The following is a 19209-nucleotide window of genomic DNA, read 5'->3' as shown; positions in this document are numbered from 1 at the left end:
TATATTACGCTTTCCTCTTTCAGAGTCAACCCGTTATTTCAGGATTTTTTCTCTTCAACCGACCGGGTTAACTGTGAAGTGATTCACATCCGCCGTGTCGATGGAGGCGCATTATAGGGAGTTCTCCGCAGCCCGCAACAGAAAAGTTGCAAAAAAATGACTGACTGCTGCATTCCCCAGCAAAACCCCGCCTTATACCCTTTTACGCACAGACTTATCCACAATTACAGCAAGATCCTGATGCGATCCTGCGAACTGAAAGAGAAGATCAACTATACTAGCGGCAAATATTCTTCTCCGCAGAGCTCCCCCTGATGAATACACAACGCCTGCCTCGCGACTGGCGCCTCCCTACGGCCGGATTGATGCTGCTGACCATCCTCTTCGCCGCTTTTACGCTGCATACGCACTGGAACGCCTTTATCCAGTGGTGCCTTGCCACGCAGATTACGCTGCACCGTTATCTGGTGATGTATCTCCTGCAGCTTAATAACAACCAGTACAGCGGTGGATTATGGCTCTTAACAGGCGCTTTCTTTTATGGCGTCCTTCACGCCATCGGGCCGGGGCACGGGAAGTTCATCGTGACAACCTACCTGAGCACAAATAAGGAGAGCGAACTGGCCGCACGCACCGTTCCCTTTCTTGGCAGCCTGATGCAGGGCGTCAGCGCCATTCTGTTTGTCTTTATTCTGGCAGTAGGATTTAACCTCGCGTCAGGGGATATCAGCACCAGCCGCTGGTATGTCGAGAAGATAAGCGCCGTGCTGATTGGCGCGTTTGGTGCTTTCATCATTTACCAGGCGCTGAAAAGCCTGCGGCCTCAAAGAATGAGGATCTCAGCGATCACTCCCCTTCATCAGCACGATGAACACTGTGGCTGTGGTCATCACGGCGTGGGCGCAGATCTGACACAAGGTGACTGGAAAACGCGTCTGGGCGTCATTCTGGCGATTGGCGCACGTCCGTGCAGCGGTGCAATCATGATTCTGATGTTTTCGAACGCGCTGGGCATTGTCACCTGGGGAATGGCGGCCGTTATGACCATGTCTTTAGGAACGGCACTCTCTATTATGGGGCTATCACTGGCGGTTCGTTATGCCCGTGAACGCACGGTGGCATGGTTCGGGGGAGATAGCGCGTTCAGATGGCTGATGCCGGCAGTTAAAATTGCCGGAGGTATCATCCTGATCCTGTTCGCGACCGTCCTGTTCCTGACCGTCATCCCCATTAGCGCCAACGGCGACTACATCGCCGCCGGATGCTAATAAAAGAAAACCCGCCGTTGGCGGGTTTTCTTTATTACTCGTTAATGCGTGGATGTTGATCAACAAGACGGGAGCGTTTCTTCTGCAGCTCTTCAATCTCTGCGTCGATATCCTCAATTTTCTGCTCAACGTTATCGTAGTGCTCGCGCAGGATTTCTTTCGCTTCCTGAATATCAGATGCCGCAGGCGTCGCCCCTTTCAGAGGACGGTTCGCCGTCTCCTTCATGGTCAGGCCGGTCGCCAGGCCGACTACCGCAATAACCATTAGGTAGTAGGCTGGCATCATCAGGTTCTGCGTGCTTTCCACCAGAGAGGCGGCAAGCGTAGGCGTCAGGCCGGCAATCAGAACGGAGATGTTGAACGCCGCAGCCAGCGCACTATAACGAATGTGCGTCGGGAACATCGCAGGTAATGTGGATGCCATCACCCCGATAAAGCAGTTCAGGATCACCGCCAGCATCAGCAGACCCGCGAAAATCAGACCCAGCACGTTACTGTTGATCAGAATAAACGCCGGGATCGCCAGCGCGAACAGCGCTACGCTACCCAGGATGATAAACGGTCGACGGCCAAAGCGGTCGCTCAGCAGACCCATAATCGGCTGTACAAACAGCATACCCACCATGATGGCGATAATAATCAGCACGCCGTGATCTTCCGAGTAGTGCAGGTTATGCGACAGATAGCTCGGCATGTAGGTCAGCAGCATGTAGTAAGTGACGTTGGTGGAAATCACCAGACCAATACAGGTCAGCAGGCTGCGCCAGTGCTTTGTCGCGATCTCTTTAAAGGACACTTTCGGGCCGTCCTGCAGCCCTTCGCGGTCGCCCTGCTCCAGTTTATCAACGTGCTGCTGGAACGCAGGTGTCTCTTCCAGAGCATGTCGCAGGTAAAGACCGATAATACCCAGCGGGAGCGCGATAAAGAACGGAATACGCCAGCCCCAGTCGAGGAAGTTCTCCTCACCGACCACGGTTGAAATCAGAACCACGACGCCCGCGCCCATCACGAACCCAGCAATCGAACCGAAGTCCAGCCAGCTGCCCATAAAGCCGCGCTTACGGTCAGGAGAATACTCCGCGACGAAGATCGACGCCCCGGTATACTCGCCCCCGACGGAGAAGCCCTGCGCCATCTTACAGAGCAACAGCAGAATAGGTGCCCAGATGCCGATCGTGGCATAGGACGGTATTAGGCCGATACAGAACGTACTGATCGACATAATGACAATGGTGATAGCGAGTATTTTCTGGCGACCGTATTTGTCACCGAGCATACCGAAGAACAGACCACCCAGCGGGCGGATCAGGAAAGGAACGGAGAATGTACCCAGCGCGGCAATCATCTGCAGGCTTGGGTCAGCACCGGGGAAGAACACTTTACCTAATGCATAGGCAACAAAGCCGTAGACACCGAAATCGAACCATTCCATCGCATTACCGAGCGAGGCGGCGGTGATCGCTTTACGCAGTTTAGCGTCATCAATAATGGTGACGTCGCGAAGCGTAATGGGTTTAACCTTTTTCCTTCTTAGCATAGCTTTCCTCGTAGACTTAGCCCTGTCCGTTCCACAGCCAACTCGCACTCTGTGAACCCGAGATCCGCTCCATGCGAACCTCCATCTTCAAGCGTAGCAGGTTTACTTACATTGACGTTTTCCGTCGATACAACCGAACCTGTTGACGCCTGTCTGGGCAGTTAATGACCTTTTTACCCTACCAGCGTTTATATTTGTGATCAACTTCACACATATATTTATACTGCGTCAGGTGAAGACAGTTTTTGTCAACTACCGCAAATAAGTACTTTCTCAACCTTCCAGAGCCCCCATTTTCGGCCTCATCCTTTTTCTTTTCCCAACAGAATAAAAAGCCATATTTTTTACAAGAGATTTACATAAATTTTCAGCTCTCACAACGCGCCGTAAAGTTTACATTCAATATGTGATGAAGATAACTAAAACACCGTTTTATTTTCATTGAATCAATATTCCATCGATCGCATGATAATTCCTGAAACATAGCGACGCATGTTTTCTGACGAGAGGAAACGAGAGCGCTAACTGAATTTCGGTGCAGGGTTATCACAAACCAATCATCAAGAGCACCCTTCATCAAATTGAATTTATTGATTTTTTTATTCGCACCTGCCGCTCACCATGAGAGGCGAAATTGTGAGGGTTAGAGATGAAGATTAAAGCCACGATAGAACGCATACCGGGTGGTATGATGCTGGTGCCGCTGGTACTCGGTGCTATTCTGAATACATTAGCACCTGAAACCGGGGCTTATTTTGGTGGTTTCACAAAGGGGATGATTACGGGTACCGTTCCCATCCTGGCGGTCTGGTTCTTTTGTATCGGCGCATCCATTAATTTGCGGGCAACCGGTACCGTATTACGCAAATCCGGAACGCTGGTGATAACCAAAATAGCGGTTGCCTGGGTGGTCGCAATGATATGCGCGATGTTCATTCCTGAAAATGGAATTCAGACCGGTTTCTTCGCCGGGTTATCCGTCCTGGCGATTGTCTCGGCGATGGACATGACCAACGGCGGGCTGTATGCCAGCCTGATGAACCAGTACGGAACGAAAGAGGAGTCCGGCGCGTTTGTTTTGATGTCTCTGGAGTCCGGCCCGCTCATGACGATGCTGATCCTGGGGTCCGCTGGCCTGGCTTCTTTTGAGCCCCATCATTTTGTCGGCGCGATCCTGCCATTCCTGATCGGCTTCGCGCTGGGCAATCTGGATCACGATCTGCGTGATTTCTTCAGCAAAGCCACGCCGGTGCTGATCCCATTCTTTGGCTTTGCACTGGGTAACACCATCAACCTGAACGTGATTCTTGATACGGGACTGCTGGGGATTGTGCTGGGTGTCGCGGTTATCATCATCACCGGTATTCCGCTGATCATTGCTGACCGCGTAATCGGGGGAGGAAACGGCACGGCGGGCGTCGCCGCCTCTTCAGCCGCAGGCGCTGCCGTTGCAAACCCGGTGATTATCGCCCAGATTAACCCGGCCTTCGAACCGGTGGCCGCGTCCGCGACGGCACTGGTTGCCGCCAGCGTGATTGTCACCGCAATCCTGGTGCCCATCATCACGGCGCTATACGCGAAACGCTACGGAAATGTGCAAGAGATCCCGCCTGAACCGAAACCGATAGAAATGAATCACTAACACACCGCGCCAGCCATCCTCTCTCCCCTGGGGGGAGAGGGTCAGGATGAGGGGTTCAACCAAAAATCTCTTCCACCATTGCATCCACCAGCCGTTTTGCCGAACACAGCCTCGGCATACCCAGCGCGACGGTCTGCCAGTTTTGCGTCACTGACCAACTCACCGGGTGTATATCCGCCTGACACCAGTCGCCCAGCCAGCCCAGCATGTCTTTGTGATCGATTAAACCCGCCGAAGCGGGTGTGGTCAGCCATTGATGATAGAAATGGCGCGTTGTGGGAGACGCATTGATGCCCTGCGCGAGGTAGTTGGCGGCCATGCTGCGTAAATTATCCTTGAGCATTGCCGACACATCGTTGTTCGCCAGACGGCAGGCATCGCCAAATGCTCCCCAGCGCAGCTCTTCCAGAACAATGAAGCAGCGCCCGGCTAAAGACCAGCCATCATAGTGACCGGCTCGCCAGCGGGTGAAAATTTGTTCACTGTGCTCGCCCGCCTGTACCGTCAGTCCACGCTGGGTCAGCGCCTTTTCTTTATAGGCGGCACGTTGGATAAAATGAGAGGAGAGCTCCGCATACTGTTCAAGCAGGCCGGGAGATGGCTGAGCGCGCAGGTGAGCCTGCTGGCACAGTGCAGTCAGTTTATCGGCCATCAGCGTCAGCGCAAGATGGCCTGGATCCAACATGCCGGCGAGTTTTTCCGCCAGCCCCAGGCGCAGGGCCGCGTTCTCGTTAAGCATTCCCGCCATCGCCCAGGGCCGTAGCCGGGTATGCGTCATGATCTCCTGAGTCAAACGTTCACGAAACTGCAGCTGCTGCGGCCCCAGATGGGGATGGCGCGCCGCGTCCACGCCCTGCACAAGATCGACCATAAACCTGGGATGAATACACTCCAGCGTCCGCCCGGGACCGTCCAGTAGCTGTGTTGTCATGGTTGCTCTGCTGCGAATAGAGTTTGAATGTCATCGCGTAACAGTCGGGTGTCTTCCTGAATCCACGTCGCAGTCGTAATGCTTTGCTTCAACAGCTGGCTGAGCGCTCGGGTTGAATGCTCATTTTGTTGACGCACTGCGAGGCTATCACGCAAGCTTTCCTGTAACCCGGTCAGGCATAACGAAAATTCTGCAAAGAACGTCGCCATTCCGGCCGTAACAGAGACATCGACCTGCGCGGACAAAGCTTTACGTATTTGTTCACAAAACTGATCAATATGTTGCTTAAATTTGTCATGCAGTTGCGCAATGTCGATAACATAGTGCGTGCGCGTGACCACGTACTCATCCCAGCCCCAGCCCGGATTATTGAGCCAACGCGAAACGGTTTCACGCATACTGCTCCCGGCGGAAAGTTGACCTGCCGGGCGGTTATCCTTTGCAATGGCATCGTTAAACAGCGCGCGCGTATTGAAATCAAGCTGGTTTGCCTGAAAAGCCGGGAAGCTGATCCGCGCCCGGAAGCCGGCATGGCTCAGATGCTCTTTTATACGCGTTTCAATGGGGCGGATAGCGTCATTCAGCGAGCGCGCCAGCGTAGATTCCAGCTGATCGAAGCGTAACGCCAGCTCCCGGGCGATTTTTGCCTGCGCATCCAGCATGATGAGTTCACAGGAGGAGCGAATTTTACTCAGGACGATCTGCGCCTGCCCTTCATCATCCAGAACCAGCGGTTCCCGCTCTTGCTGTTTGTCACTGCGGCGATTCAGCCGCTCAATACCTGCCAAATCAAGAATATTTTGAGGGCTGAACACATGGCCCACTGCCTGGTGAAGCGCCGATTTTTCGGCCTCCATAAAGTCCGCGGTCGCGTTCAGCGCCTGGTCAACTTCATGTTTCACCTCATCGCTCACCGCGCTCTGGCGCGTCTGCAGCAGCGCCATATCCTCTTCAAGACGCGCGATGTTCAGTTCCAGCCCCTCAAAGGCCACCGTCAGCCCCTGATAGCGGAAGTCGAGATACTCCCGGGCATTTTGCGCGTAGTTGAGCAGCTTATGCGAGGCCGAGCGCAGCGCGAATAGCGAGGCATTGGCATAGGCGGCGTAAATCAGTTTGCGTATCGGCTGTTCAAACAGCGAATCTTCCCAGAGCAAATCGGCTGCGTGACGGATATGGTTTATATCGTCCAGGTCCGCCGAACGCCAGCGGCGTCCGAGTGCGGCTTCGGCAAAATCCTGCACCCAGGGCTGCTCCTGATGATCCGGCAGGCGTCCACGGGCATTCATCTCGTTGCGGGCGCGGTTTGCCAGATACGCCCACATAGAGGAAACAGGGTAGATCTGGCCAGGCGAAATAGTGCCTTTCATTAAGGTACCGGAGATCATCGCCCTGACCTGCTCTTCATCGTCGCTATTGCGATCCTTCTGGTCGAATTTATTCACCAGCGCATACAGAGGCACTGATTTCCCCGCAACCGAAATAGCCTGACGGACCTCTTCATCAGAAATAGATTTAAGCTGGGTATAATCCATCACCGCCAGCACCGCCGACGCGCGGGCTAGCTGTTCGCTAAGCATTTTTTGCAGATGCGGTTGTCCGGCCTCATTGGGGCCGGGAGTATCGAGCAGCGTCAGTTGCCCGAGGTGCGCATCCAGACCCGCAAGATGCACGAACTCCACTTCAATCACCGGAATATGTTCGATGGCCGCGTATTCAGAGAACGGAAACGCCACGCCCAGCGCCTGGGAGAGCCTCACCAGGTCATTGAGACTTTTCAGGCAATGAAATATTGGCTGCGCCCCGAGATGATGCTTTTCAAAGGCCTCGCCTTTCTCAATACGCTCCAGCAGCGTATTCATGTCCTTATCAATTTCCAGTTGCAGAGCCAGCTTGCCGCGATCGTAATCGCCAAGCTTTTTCTGCAGCAGGTGAATCAAATCATCAATAGGAGAGACATGTGAGAAGTGGAGCACCGGCTCTTTCTGACCTGGCGTATGACGGATCAGCGTAGGCAGCGCCGTCATTGGGCGGTTGCGGTTCGGCAACACTTCGGTACCCACAATGGCATTAATGGTGGTCGATTTCCCCGCTTTCATCGTGCCAACGATAGCCAGAACCATTTCCAGACGTGTTATTTTGCGTAATTCATTATTCAGCGTTGCCTGCTGCGCTTCGACGCCGCGCGCACTAAAATGCAAAGGCAGCACGTTGTTCTTTTCACCTGTAATAGCAGCCGTCGTGCTCTCCAGCTTCGCTGTCGGCATTGATTTCAGGGTATCGAGATTTTGCAGGGCAAGCTGTAACAAACGCTCAGCTTCCTGACTTAATTCAAAAATGGTCTGTGTGTGCATGATAAAAGCCTTTCCTTAACGCAAATTTATTACTTTTATTAAGCCACTTGTATTAATTATGATGTTCAGGCTTATATGATCACGTGTGGAAAACATGTTCACCAAAATATAACTAATTGAAGATAATCAGAAATAAATGGCTATCCCTGCATGGCGTGTAAAGCTCTCCTCAAGGCCTGAAAGCCAAAAGATAAAAAGCCTGGCCCATTTTAAGAAGCTTCAGGATATATCATCATTATTTACCCACCTAAAAAGAGAGGGATAGGCCGCCAACATAAGAAATGCATGGCAGTAAAGTTCGAAGATAAATAACAATGCGTTGCTTCACCTTATCCGAAATGAAGGTGCGTAGCAATTTGCCGCAATAAAATATTCGATATATTTAGCGACTTCTCTTTCCACCGTGTTAATGACGTTAGCATCGCTTAGCTGACTGACAGTAAGTGTCACTCGCAACACATTTTCTGCGTTTTTTAAATTCACAATAGCACCGACAAAAGTGTGGATTTGCGTTATACTTGCCGCCTTTTTCGGCACTCTGCCGTCATTTAGCTGGCACTTTCCAGCGCGTTAACACTTTTGAGGATACCGACATGCAACTCCCACACTGCCCAAAATGCAATTCTGAATACACCTACGAAGATAATGGCATGTTCATCTGCCCGGAATGTGCACACGAATGGAATGATGCCGAGCCAGCGCAGGACGCTGATGCGCTGGTCGTCAAAGATGCCAACGGTAATCTGCTGGCGGATGGCGACAGCGTCACCGTGGTGAAAGATCTTAAGGTGAAAGGCAGCTCTTCCATGCTGAAGATCGGCACCAAAGTGAAGAATATCCGTCTGGTGGAAGGCGATCATAATATCGATTGCAAAATTGACGGCTTCGGTCCGATGAAACTGAAATCTGAGTTCGTGAAAAAGAACTGATTTAACCCGCCCGGTAGCACTTCGCTTACCGGGCTTTCGGGAACTACACTTAACGGGCTTTTCTTACGTGAGGTAAAGATTATGCCGTTAAGTCCCTACATCTCTTTTGCCGGCAACTGTGCAGAGGCTACCGCCTTCTATCAGCAGGCCGTCGGCGCAGAACTCCTCTATAAAATCACCTTCGGCGAAATGCCAAAAAGCGATAACAGCGAAGAAGGCTGTCCGTCCGGCATGCAGTTTCCGGATTCGGCTATCGCTCACTCCAACGTTCGCATTGCGGGCAGCGATATCATGATGAGCGACGGGCTGCCGCCGGGCAGCAGCGCACAGTACGCGGGCTTCACGCTGGTACTCGACACGCAGGATGTGTCAGAAGGCAAGCGCTGGTTCGACAACCTTGCCGATGGCGGGAATATCGACATGGCCTGGCAGGAAACCTTCTGGGCGCACGGCTTCGGTAAGGTCACCGACAAGTACGGCGTGCCGTGGATGATTAACGTCGTTAAGCAGCAGCACTAATTTTTCGGGCGGTGGGCGGTCTGCCTCCGCCTGTCATCAAACTCCCCTCAACTCTTCAAACTCCCGCAACCTGCACTTAACCCAAATGTCATATTGATGCGCCAGCATGAGGCCACATTTATCGTGAGGCCCAGCACATGCACACTGTCATCCGCGTCGAGAAACTGAGCAAGACCTTCAATCACAACAAGGCGCTGCATGCCGTTGATCTGACCGTCCAGCAGGGCGAAATGGTGGCGCTGCTGGGGCCGTCCGGTTCAGGAAAATCCACCCTTCTGCGTCACTTAAGCGGCCTTATTACCTGCGATAAAACGCCGGAAAGCCGCGTCGAGCTGCTGGGTAACACCGTGCAGCATGCGGGCCGTCTGGCGAGCGATATTCGCAAAAGCCGCGCCCGGACGGGCTACATCTTTCAGCAGTTCAACCTGGTGAACCGCCTGACGGTGCTGGAGAACGTGCTGATTGGCGCGCTCGGCAGCACCCCGTTCTGGCGCACCTGCCTGCGCTGGTTCTCCCCATCACAGAAGCAGGAAGCGTTACAGGCACTGACCCGCGTCGGCATGGCGCACTTCGCCCACCAGCGCGTGTCCACGCTGTCTGGCGGGCAGCAGCAGCGCGTCGCTATCGCCCGCGCCCTGATGCAGAAAGCCAAAATCATTCTCGCCGATGAGCCCATCGCCTCGTTGGATCCGGAGTCGGCCCGCATCGTGATGGAAACCCTGCGCGACATCAACCAGAACGACGGCATCACCGTGGTGGTGACGCTGCATCAGGTGGATTACGCCTTGCGCTACTGCGAGCGCATCGTCGCCCTGCGTCAGGGCCACGTGTTCTTCGATGGCGCCAGCCACCAGTTTGATAACGAACGTTTTGACCATCTCTACCGCAGCGTAAACCGCGTCGAAGAACGCGCGCAGGCTGCTTAACGCCCCGATAACGAGGAATGGAAATGAACTACAAAGCCGTTGCCGCGCTGGCCTTCACCAGCATGTTCAGCATCAGCACCCTGTTAAGCCCGGCGTACGCCGAAGAGCAGGAAAAAGCGTTGAACTTTGGCATCATTTCAACGGAATCACAGCAAAACCTGAAGCCGCAGTGGGAACCGTTCCTGAAAGATATGGAAACCAAACTGGGGATCAAAGTGAACGCCTTCTTCGCCCCGGACTACGCGGGCATCATCCAGGGGATGCGCTTTAACAAAGTGGACATCGCCTGGTACGGCAACCTTTCCGCCATGGAAGCGGTGGACCGCGCCAACGGTCAGGTCTTTGCCCAGACCGTTGCGGCAGATGGTTCTCCAGGATACTGGAGCGTGCTGATCGTGAACAAAGACAGCCCGATCAACAACCTCAACGACATGATCGCCAAACGCAAAGATCTGACCTTTGGCAACGGCGATCCGAACTCTACCTCCGGCTTCCTCGTCCCTGGCTACTACGTCTTCGCGAAAAACAACATCTCCGCCAGCGACTTTAAGCGCACCGTCAACGCCAGCCACGAAACCAACGCGCTGGCCGTGGCGAACAAGCAGGTGGACGTTGCCACCAACAACACCGAAAACCTCGACAAGCTGAAAACCTCCGCGCCGGACAAGCTGAAAGAGCTGAAGGTCATCTGGAAATCCCCGCTGATCCCCGGCGACCCGATCGTCTGGCGCAAAAATCTCTCCGAAAGCACCAAGGATAAGGTCTACGACTTCTTTATGAGCTACGGCAAAACGCCGGAAGAGAAAGCGGTTCTGGAACGTCTGGGCTGGGCACCGTTCCGCGCGTCCAGCGATCTGCAGCTGGTCCCGATTCGCCAGTTGGCGCTGTTTAAGCAAATGCAGGCCGTGAAGGACAACAAAGGGCTGAAGGAAGAGGAGAAGACCAGCAAAGTCTCTGAAATCCAGGCCCAGCTGGAAGACCTCGACCGCCTGACCGCCGCGCTGGGTGCGATGACGAGCGTGAATAAAGCGGTGCAGTAACACAAGTCCCCTCTCCCTTGGGGGAGAGGGAGAACAGATTAAGGAGCCAACATGCAAACCATTACCCTCCCGCCGCCGAAGCGCAGCTGGTTCTCGCTCATAAGCTGGGCCATCCTGCTGGCGGTACTCGTTATCTCCTGGAAGGGCGCGGAGATGGATCCGCTGCTGCTCTTCAAAGATTCCGGCAACATGGCGACCTTCGCCGCCGACTTCTTCCCGCCGGATTTCAGCCAGTGGCAGGACTACCTCAGCGAAATGGCGATCACCCTGCAAATCGCCGTTTGGGGCACCGCCCTCGCCGTCGTTCTCTCCATTCCGTTCGGCCTGATGAGCGCCGAAAACATCGTGCCGTGGTGGGTTTACCAGCCGATGCGTCGCCTGATGGACGCCTGTCGCGCCATCAACGAAATGGTCTTTGCGATGCTGTTCGTGGTCGCCGTTGGCCTGGGTCCGTTCGCCGGCGTGATGGCACTGTTCATCCACACCACAGGCGTGCTCTCCAAGCTGCTCTCGGAAGCGGTTGAAGCCATCGAGCCCGGCCCGGTCGAAGGCATCCGCGCAACGGGCGCCAACAAAATCGAAGAGATCCTCTACGGCGTCCTGCCGCAGGTGATGCCGCTGCTGATCTCCTACTCCCTGTACCGCTTCGAGTCCAACGTTCGCTCCGCCACCGTGGTCGGCATGGTGGGCGCAGGCGGGATTGGCGTCACCCTGTGGGAAGCGATTCGCGGTTTCCAGTTCCAGCAAACCTGCGCCCTGATGGTGCTCATCATCGTCACCGTCAGCCTGCTGGATTTCCTCTCTCAACGCTTGCGTAAGCACTTCATCTGATTAGCGAGGCTTTGATTGGTATGCACTTATCCAGACATCCGACCAGTTACCCTACCCGCTGGCAAGAGATTGCGGCCAGGCTCGAAGTGGAGCTGCGCACGCATTACCGCTGCGGTGACTACCTGCCCGCCGAGCAGCAGCTTGCCGACCGCTACGAGGTGAACCGCCACACCCTGCGCCGCGCCATTGACCAGCTGGTGGAGCGCGGCTGGGTCCAGCGCCGTCAGGGCGTCGGCGTGCTGGTGCTGATGCGCCCGTTTGACTACCCGCTCAACGCCCAGGCGCGTTTTAGCCAGAATCTGCTGGATCAGGGTAGCCATCCAACCAGCGAAAAGCTGCTCTCGGTTCTGCGCCCGGCCTCCCACCACGTGGCGGATGCCCTCGGGATTCAGGAGGGTGACAACGTCGTACACCTGCGTACGTTGCGCCGGGTCAACGGCGTGGCGGTCTGCCAGATCGACCACTACTTCGCGGACCTCACCCTCTGGCCCGTGCTGCAACATTTCGCCAGCGGTTCCCTGCATGATTTCCTTCAGGACGCGACGGGTATCGCGCTCAAACGCACCCAGACGCGCATCAGCGCCCGCCGTGCACAGGCGAAAGAGAGCAAGGTGCTGGAGATCCCCAACATGGCCCCGCTGCTCTGCGTGCGCACCCTCAACCACCGTGACGGCGAGATCAACGCGACGGAATACTCCGTCAGTCTGACCCGCGCCGACATGATTGAATTCACCATGGAGCACTGAATGCACTTCGACACCTCCACCCGACAGCGCTGGATGCGCGTGCTGGCCCATAGCCAGCCTGCTGCGCTGGCCGCCCGCATGAACGCACTCGGCCTGACGCCGGACTACGACACGATCCGCGCGCCGGAGATCGGCCTGGTGCAGATCCAGGCACGCATGGGCGGCACCGGCGAGCGCTTCTTCGCCGGCGATGCCACCCTCACCCGCGCGGCTATCCGCCTTAACAGCGGCACGCTGGGTTATAGCTACGTACTTGGGCGAGACAAAACGCACGCCGAGCGCTGCGCGGTGATCGACGCGCTTTTACAGGAACACCCGCATTTCCAGACGTTAATGGAAACCCTTATTGCCCCGCTGGAAGCCGACCGCGCCGCACGCCTTGCCGCGCGTCAGGCCGAAGTGAACACCAGCCGGGTCGACTTCTTTACGCTCGTTCGCGGAGACAACGCATGACGCTTCAACCTGCTTTTACCCTGGCCGTCCAGGATGCCCAACAGAGTTTCCGTCGCCTGCTGAAGGCCATGAGCGAGCCCGGCGTGATCGTCTCGCTGCATCAGCTTTCGCAGGGCTGGCTGCCGCTGAAACTCGCCACTACCAGCGTGCTGCTGACGCTGGCGGACAACGACACTCCGGTATGGCTGTCAGGCGCATTGCTGAACGATATCGCCAGCCAGAACCTGCGCTTTCACACCAGCGCGCCGCTGGTCGATCAGCCCCAGCAGGCGGTCTTTGCCGTGGCCGACGAACAGATCAGCCATGAACAGCTTAACGCCCTGAGCGAAGGCAGCGCCGTCGCACCGGAAACCAGCGCCACGCTGATCCTGCAAGTCTCCAGCCTGAGCGGTGGCCGCATGCTTCGCCTGACGGGCGCAGGCATCGCCGACGAGCGGATGGTCGCGCCCCAGCTGCCGGAGTGCATCATCCATGAGCTGACCGAGCGTCCGCACCCGTTCCCGCTCGGCATTGACCTGATCCTGACCTGCGGCGAGCGCCTGCTGGCAATCCCGCGGACTACCCACGTGGAGGTGTGCTGATGTACGTAGCCGTCAAAGGAGGCGAAAAGGCGATCGCCGCCGCTCATGCCTTACAGGAGCACAGACGCCGGGGCGATGAACAGCTTCCCGAGCTGAGCGTCGCCCAGATTGAGCAACAGCTTAACCTCGCGGTTGACCGCGTGATGACCGAGGGCGGCGTTGCTGACCGCGAGCTTGCAGCGCTGGCGCTGAAGCAGGCCAGCGGCGATAACGTGGAAGCCATCTTCCTGCTGCGCGCCTGGCGCACCACCGTTCCCCGTCTGGCAGTCAGCGAGCCGGTGAACACGGCGGAAATGCGTTTAGAGCGCCGTATTTCAGCGGTGTACAAAGACATTCCCGGTGGCCAGCTCCTTGGCCCGACCTACGACTACACCCATCGTCTGCTGGACTTCACGCTGTTGGCGAACGGCGAAGCCCCAACGCTCAGCACTTCAGACGTCGAACAGGAACCGTCTCCGCACGTCTTCAGCCTGCTGGCAAACCAGGGGCTGGCGAAAGCGGAAGAAGACACTGGCGCCACGCCGGACGACGTCACCCGCACGCCGCCGGTCTACCCGTGCTCACGCTCGTCCCGCCTGCAACAGCTGATGCGCGGCGACGAAGGGTATCTGCTGGCGCTGGCCTACTCCACACAGCGCGGCTACGGGCGCAACCACCCGTTCGCGGCAGAGATCCGCAGCGGCTATCTCGACGTCGAAATCGTGCCGGAAGAGCTGGGTTTTGCGGTGAACGTCGGCGAACTGCTGATGACCGAGTGCGAAATGGTCAACGGTTTCGTCGCGCCAGAGAATGAAGACCCGCATTTTACCCGCGGCTACGGGCTGGTGTTTGGCCTCGGCGAGCGCAAAGCGATGGCGATGGCGCTGGTTGACCGCGCCCTGCAGGCGCCGGACTACGGCGAGCACATTGCCGGCCCGGCGCAGGACGAAGAGTTCGTGCTGGCCCACGCGGACAACGTCGAGGCCGCAGGTTTTGTCTCGCACCTCAAGCTGCCGCACTACGTCGATTTCCAGGCCGAACTGGAACTGCTAAAACGCCTGCAACGGGAGCGCGCCAATGGCTAACTTAAGCGGCTACAACTTTGCCTATCTGGATGAGCAAACTAAACGCATGATCCGCCGCGCCATTTTAAAAGCGGTGGCTATTCCGGGCTATCAGGTGCCGTTTGGTGGCCGTGAAATGCCGATGCCGTACGGCTGGGGCACGGGCGGCATTCAGATCACCGCCAGCGTGATTGGCGAAGCGGACGTGCTGAAGGTTATCGACCAGGGCGCGGACGATACCACCAACGCCGTGTCGATCCGCAACTTCTTTAAGCGCGTGACGGGCGTCAACACCACCGAAAAAACCGAAGACGCGACGCTGATCCAGACCCGCCACCGCATTCCGGAGACTCCGCTGACGGAAGATCAGATTCTGATTTTCCAGGTGCCGATCCCGGAGCCGCTGCGCTTTATCGAGCCGCGGGAAACCGAGACCCGCACCATGCACGCGCTGGAAGAGTACGGGATCATGCAGGTCAAACTGTATGAAGACATCGCCCGCTTCGGCCATATCGCCACCACCTACGCCTACCCGGTGAAGGTCAACGGGCGCTACGTGATGGACCCGTCGCCAATCCCAAAATTCGACAATCCGAAGATGGACATGATGCCTGCCCTGCAGCTCTTTGGTGCCGGACGTGAAAAACGCATCTACGCCGTACCGCCGTATACGCGTGTCGAAAGCCTGGATTTCGACGATCACCCGTTTACGGTGCAGGAGTGGGACGAGCCGTGCGCCATCTGCGGATCCAAACACAGCTATCTCGATGAAGTGGTGCTGGACGATACGGGCAAACGGATGTTTGTCTGCTCCGACACCGATTACTGCCGCCAACAGAGCGAGGCGAACGGCCAATGAAACCGCTGCTTTCGGTTAATAACCTGACCCACCTTTATGCGCCGGGAAAAGGCTTCAGCGACGTGTCGTTCGAGCTGTGGCCGGGCGAAGTGCTGGGCATTGTCGGCGAGTCCGGCTCCGGCAAAACCACCCTGCTGAAGTCCATCTCCGCGCGCCTGACGCCGCAACACGGCGAGATCCTGTATCAGGGACGCTCCCTCTACGACATAAGCGAGGCCGAGCGCCGTCGCCTGCTGCGCACCGAGTGGGGCGTGGTGCATCAGCACCCGATGGACGGCCTGCGCCGTCAGGTGTCGGCGGGAGGCAATATCGGCGAACGGCTGATGGCCACCGGCGCGCGCCACTACGGCAACATCCGCGCCACCGCACAGCACTGGCTGGAGGAGGTGGAGATCCCCGCCTCGCGCATTGACGACCTGCCAACCACCTTTTCCGGCGGTATGCAGCAGCGTTTGCAAATTGCCCGCAATCTGGTCACCCATCCAAAGCTGGTGTTTATGGATGAACCCACCGGCGGACTGGACGTCTCCGTGCAGGCCCGCTTGCTCGACCTGCTGCGCGGCCTGGTGGTGGAGCTGAACCTGGCGGTGGTGATTGTCACCCACGATCTGGGCGTTGCGCGCCTGCTGGCGGACCGCCTGCTGGTGATGAAGCAGGGTCAGGTGGTGGAAAGTGGGCTGACCGACCGCGTGCTCGACGACCCGCATCATCCGTACACCCAACTGCTGGTGTCCTCGGTATTACAGAATTGAGAGGCCAACATGATCCAGGTTGAAAATGTCAGTAAGACCTTTGTGCTACACCAGCAAAATGGCGTGCGCCTGCCGGTGCTGCAAAACGCCTCGCTAGAGGTGAGTCAGGGTGAATGCGTGGTGCTGCACGGCCACTCCGGCAGCGGTAAATCGACCCTGCTGCGCTCCCTGTACGCCAACTATTTACCGGACGAAGGCCACATCCATATTCGCCATAACGAAGAGTGGGTCGATCTGGTTCAGGCCCCGGCGCGCAAGGTGCTGGAAGTGCGCCGCTCAACGATCGGCTGGGTTAGTCAGTTCCTGCGGGTGATCCCGCGGATCTCCGCCCTGGACGTGGTGATGCAGCCCCTGCTGGATCTCGGTGTGCCGCGCGAAACCTGCGCCGCCAGGGCCGCCAGCCTGCTGACGCGCCTCAACGTGCCGGAGCGCCTGTGGCACCTCGCCCCGTCGACCTTTTCCGGCGGCGAGCAGCAGCGCGTGAATATCGCGCGCGGGTTTATCGTCGACTATCCGATTTTACTGCTGGATGAACCCACCGCCTCGCTCGACGCTAAAAACAGCGCAGCGGTGATAGCGCTGATCGAACAGGCCAAAGCGCGCGGGGCGGCGATCGTCGGGATCTTCCACGACGACGCCGTCCGCAATCGCGTGGCGGACAGGCTGCACCCAATGGGGACAAACGCATGATTATCAATAATGTCAGGCTGGTGCTGGAAAATGAGGTCGTGAAGGGTTCGGTTGAAATCCAGGACGGCGTCATCCGCGCCTTTGCCGAAACCCAAAGCCGTTCTCCTGAAGCGATGGACGGCGACGGCGGCTGGCTGCTGCCGGGGCTGATTGAGCTGCATACCGATAATCTGGATAAATTCTTCACCCCGCGCCCGAAGGTGGACTGGCCCGCCCATTCGGCGATGAGCAGCCACGACGCGCTGATGGTCGCCAGCGGCATCACCACGGTGCTGGACGCGGTGGCGATCGGCGACGTGCGCGACGGCGGCGATCGTCTGGAAAATCTGGAAAAGATGATCAACGCCGTGGAGGAGACGCAAAAGCGCGGCCTCAACCGCGCCGAGCACCGCCTGCACCTGCGCTGCGAGCTGCCGCATCACACCACCCTGCCGCTGTTTGAAAAGCTGGTCGGGCGCGAGCCGGTCTCGCTGGTTTCGCTGATGGATCACTCCCCGGGGCAGCGCCAGTTCGCCAACATTGAAAAGTACCGTGAATACTATCAGGGCAAATACTCGCTCAACGACGCGGAGATGGCCCGTTACGAAGAAGAGCAGCTGGCGCTGGCAGCCCAGTGGTCGCAGCCGAACCGTCTCTCCATTGCCGCGATGTGTCGGGACCGGAATATTGCGCTGGCCAGCCATGACGATGCCACTCACGATCACGTACGCGAATCCCATCAACTAGGCAGCGTGATCGCCGAATTTCCCACCACGTTCGAAGCGGCTGAAGCCTCCCGCAAACACGGCATGAACGTGCTGATGGGCGCGCCGAACATCGTGCGCGGCGGATCGCACTCCGGCAACGTGGCGGCAAGCAAACTCGCTTCCCTCGGCCTGCTGGATATCCTCTCGTCTGACTACTACCCCGCCAGCCTGCTGGACGCGGCCTTCCGCGTTGCAGACGACGAGGACAACCGCTTTACGCTGCCGCAGGCGATTCGACTGGTGACGAAAAACCCGGCCAGCGCGCTCAACCTTCACGACCGCGGTGAGATTGCCGAAGGCAAACGGGCTGATCTGGTGCTGGCGCACCGCAAGGGCGAGCACGTTCATATCGACCACGTCTGGCGTCAGGGAAAAAGGGTGTTCTGATGGGAAGACTCATCTGGTTAATGGGCCCGTCCGGCTCGGGAAAAGACAGCCTGCTGTCGGCGTTACGGCAGCGGGAACATTCACAGCTGCTGGTGGCGCACCGCTACATTACCCGCGCGGCGAACGCTGGCAGTGAAAACCATATCGCCCTGAGCGAGCAGGAGTTTTTTACCCGCGCCGGGCAAAACCTGCTGGCGCTGAGCTGGCACGCGAACGGCTTTTATTACGGCGTCGGCATCGAGATCGACCTCTGGCTGCACGCGGGCTTCGACGTGCTGGTTAACGGCTCGCGCGCGCATCTGCCGCAGGCAAAAGCCCGGTACGAAGCGGCGCTGCTGCCGGTCTGCCTGCAGGTTTCTCCGGATATTCTGCGCAGCCGCCTGCAAAGCCGGGGGCGCGAAAATGCGCGTGAGATCGACCAGCGGCTGGAACGTGCGGCGCGCTACACCCCGTCGGGCTGTCACGTCCTCAATAACGACGGAAGTTTGCTACAGTCAGTCGAGACCTTTTTATCGCTTATTCGCCAGAAGGAGAGACAGCATGCCTGACTGCCAGCTTCGCCCCGCCACCGCCGACGACGCGCAAATTGTTTACGCCCTGATCTGTGAACTGAAGCAGGCAGAGTTCGATCACCAGGCGTTTCACGCCGGATTTCTGGCCAACCTTCAGGATCACAACATGCGCTACCAGCTTGCCGAGCTGGACGGAAAAGCTGTCGGCATGATCGGCCTGCACATGCAGTTTCACCTGCACCACGCACGCTGGATCGGCGAGATCCAGGAGCTGGTGGTGATGCCGCAGGCGCGCGGGTTAAAGATTGGAAGCAAGCTGCTGGCATGGGCGGAGGACATCGCGAGGCAGGCAGGTGCCGAGCTGACCGAACTCTCCACCAGCGTGAAGCGCACGGACGCGCACCGCTTTTACGTTCGCGAAGGATATACGCAGAGCCATTTTCGCTTCACCAAACCGCTGTAGAGG

At 57.3% G+C, this 19209-nt stretch carries 20 protein-coding genes; 17 read left to right on the top strand and 3 right to left on the bottom strand.

Going from position 1 to position 19209, the window contains the following annotated elements; translation table 11 throughout:
- Positions 1–314 precede the first annotated feature (314 nt).
- Positions 315–1268, top strand: coding sequence for a nickel/cobalt transporter (locus ACMWL8_RS22640; protein ID WP_045261072.1), 954 nt, complete (start codon positions 315–317; stop codon positions 1266–1268).
- Between the two features lie 34 nt (positions 1269–1302).
- Here ACMWL8_RS22640 and proP read toward each other — a convergent pair whose 3' ends face one another.
- Positions 1303–2805, bottom strand: a complete 1503-nt coding sequence (proP, locus tag ACMWL8_RS22635; RefSeq protein WP_028015221.1) for a glycine betaine/L-proline transporter ProP — start codon at positions 2803–2805, stop codon at positions 1303–1305.
- A 649-nt stretch (positions 2806–3454) separates the two neighbouring features.
- Between proP and kdgT the strand changes: the two genes are divergently transcribed.
- Entirely contained in the window at positions 3455–4447 is a 993-nt protein-coding gene (gene kdgT / locus ACMWL8_RS22630) for a 2-keto-3-deoxygluconate transporter (protein WP_028015220.1), read from the top strand.
- 55 nt (positions 4448–4502) lie between these two features.
- On the opposite strand, the gene ACMWL8_RS22625 is transcribed toward kdgT, so the two are convergent.
- Both ACMWL8_RS22625 and crfC read right to left on the bottom strand, forming a co-directional pair.
- On the bottom strand, positions 4503–5378 hold the full coding sequence (locus tag ACMWL8_RS22625; RefSeq protein WP_045261071.1) for a diguanylate cyclase regulator RdcB family protein: 876 nt from the start codon (positions 5376–5378) through the stop codon (positions 4503–4505).
- Entirely contained in the window at positions 5375–7729 is a 2355-nt protein-coding gene (crfC, locus tag ACMWL8_RS22620; protein WP_241276723.1) for a clamp-binding protein CrfC, read from the bottom strand. The genes ACMWL8_RS22625 and crfC overlap by 4 nt, the downstream gene beginning before the upstream one ends.
- Positions 7730–8322: 593 nt before the next feature.
- Here crfC and ACMWL8_RS22615 point away from each other — a divergent pair.
- The 15 genes from ACMWL8_RS22615 (at position 8323) to phnO (ending at position 19206) form a co-directional block, all read left to right on the top strand.
- The gene (locus ACMWL8_RS22615) at positions 8323–8658 is read left to right on the top strand and encodes a zinc ribbon domain-containing protein YjdM (RefSeq protein WP_028015217.1); all 336 of its coding nucleotides are present in this window, start codon (positions 8323–8325) and stop codon (positions 8656–8658) included.
- Positions 8659–8739: 81 nt separating this feature from the next.
- A complete protein-coding gene (yjdN, locus tag ACMWL8_RS22610; RefSeq protein ID WP_028015216.1) occupies positions 8740–9177 on the top strand; it encodes a VOC family metalloprotein YjdN in 438 nt (145 codons plus the stop codon).
- A 137-nt stretch (positions 9178–9314) separates the two neighbouring features.
- Positions 9315–10103 carry a phosphonate ABC transporter ATP-binding protein gene (phnC, locus tag ACMWL8_RS22605; RefSeq protein WP_041911507.1) on the top strand — a complete coding sequence of 263 codons (789 nt, stop codon included), beginning with the start codon at positions 9315–9317 and terminating at the stop codon, positions 10101–10103.
- Between the two features lie 23 nt (positions 10104–10126).
- On the top strand, positions 10127–11143 hold the full coding sequence (phnD, locus tag ACMWL8_RS22600; RefSeq protein ID WP_045261069.1) for a phosphonate ABC transporter substrate-binding protein: 1017 nt from the start codon (positions 10127–10129) through the stop codon (positions 11141–11143).
- Between the two features lie 51 nt (positions 11144–11194).
- Positions 11195–11974 (top strand): phosphonate ABC transporter, permease protein PhnE, encoded by a 780-nt coding sequence (phnE, locus tag ACMWL8_RS22595; RefSeq protein WP_028015213.1) that lies wholly within the window; start codon positions 11195–11197, stop codon positions 11972–11974.
- A gap of 20 nt (positions 11975–11994) precedes the next feature.
- On the top strand, positions 11995–12720 hold the full coding sequence (phnF, locus tag ACMWL8_RS22590; RefSeq protein WP_028015212.1) for a phosphonate metabolism transcriptional regulator PhnF: 726 nt from the start codon (positions 11995–11997) through the stop codon (positions 12718–12720).
- Positions 12721–13173 (top strand): phosphonate C-P lyase system protein PhnG, encoded by a 453-nt coding sequence (gene phnG, locus ACMWL8_RS22585; RefSeq protein ID WP_028015211.1) that lies wholly within the window; start codon positions 12721–12723, stop codon positions 13171–13173.
- Entirely contained in the window at positions 13170–13754 is a 585-nt protein-coding gene (gene phnH, locus ACMWL8_RS22580; protein WP_414751614.1) for a phosphonate C-P lyase system protein PhnH, read from the top strand. The genes phnG and phnH overlap by 4 nt, the downstream gene beginning before the upstream one ends.
- Positions 13754–14818: a carbon-phosphorus lyase complex subunit PhnI gene (locus tag ACMWL8_RS22575; RefSeq protein WP_028015209.1), complete on the top strand. Its 1065-nt coding sequence runs from the start codon at positions 13754–13756 to the stop codon at positions 14816–14818. The genes phnH and ACMWL8_RS22575 overlap by 1 nt, the downstream gene beginning before the upstream one ends.
- A complete protein-coding gene (gene phnJ / locus ACMWL8_RS22570) occupies positions 14811–15656 on the top strand; it encodes an alpha-D-ribose 1-methylphosphonate 5-phosphate C-P-lyase PhnJ (RefSeq protein ID WP_041911512.1) in 846 nt (281 codons plus the stop codon). Before ACMWL8_RS22575 ends, phnJ begins: the two co-directional genes overlap by 8 nt.
- Positions 15653–16408: a phosphonate C-P lyase system protein PhnK gene (gene phnK, locus ACMWL8_RS22565; protein ID WP_045261067.1), complete on the top strand. Its 756-nt coding sequence runs from the start codon at positions 15653–15655 to the stop codon at positions 16406–16408. The genes phnJ and phnK overlap by 4 nt, the downstream gene beginning before the upstream one ends.
- Before the next feature lie 9 nt (positions 16409–16417).
- Positions 16418–17098, top strand: a complete 681-nt coding sequence (gene phnL, locus ACMWL8_RS22560; RefSeq protein WP_045261066.1) for a phosphonate C-P lyase system protein PhnL — start codon at positions 16418–16420, stop codon at positions 17096–17098.
- Positions 17095–18231, top strand: coding sequence for an alpha-D-ribose 1-methylphosphonate 5-triphosphate diphosphatase (gene phnM / locus ACMWL8_RS22555; protein ID WP_045261065.1), 1137 nt, complete (start codon positions 17095–17097; stop codon positions 18229–18231). The genes phnL and phnM overlap by 4 nt, the downstream gene beginning before the upstream one ends.
- Positions 18228–18779, top strand: coding sequence for a ribose 1,5-bisphosphokinase (phnN, locus tag ACMWL8_RS22550; RefSeq protein WP_028015204.1), 552 nt, complete (start codon positions 18228–18230; stop codon positions 18777–18779). The genes phnM and phnN overlap by 4 nt, the downstream gene beginning before the upstream one ends.
- On the top strand, positions 18772–19206 hold the full coding sequence (phnO, locus tag ACMWL8_RS22545; protein ID WP_045261064.1) for an aminoalkylphosphonate N-acetyltransferase: 435 nt from the start codon (positions 18772–18774) through the stop codon (positions 19204–19206). Before phnN ends, phnO begins: the two co-directional genes overlap by 8 nt.
- Positions 19207–19209: the final 3 nt, after the last annotated feature.

The sequence above is a fragment of the Enterobacter sp. 04-C-12-SI-ECC genome, assembly GCF_047530715.1.
In the GTDB taxonomy this organism is placed as follows: Bacteria; Pseudomonadota; Gammaproteobacteria; order Enterobacterales; family Enterobacteriaceae; genus Enterobacter; species Enterobacter bugandensis.
This window is presented reverse-complemented; position numbering and strand designations above follow the sequence as displayed.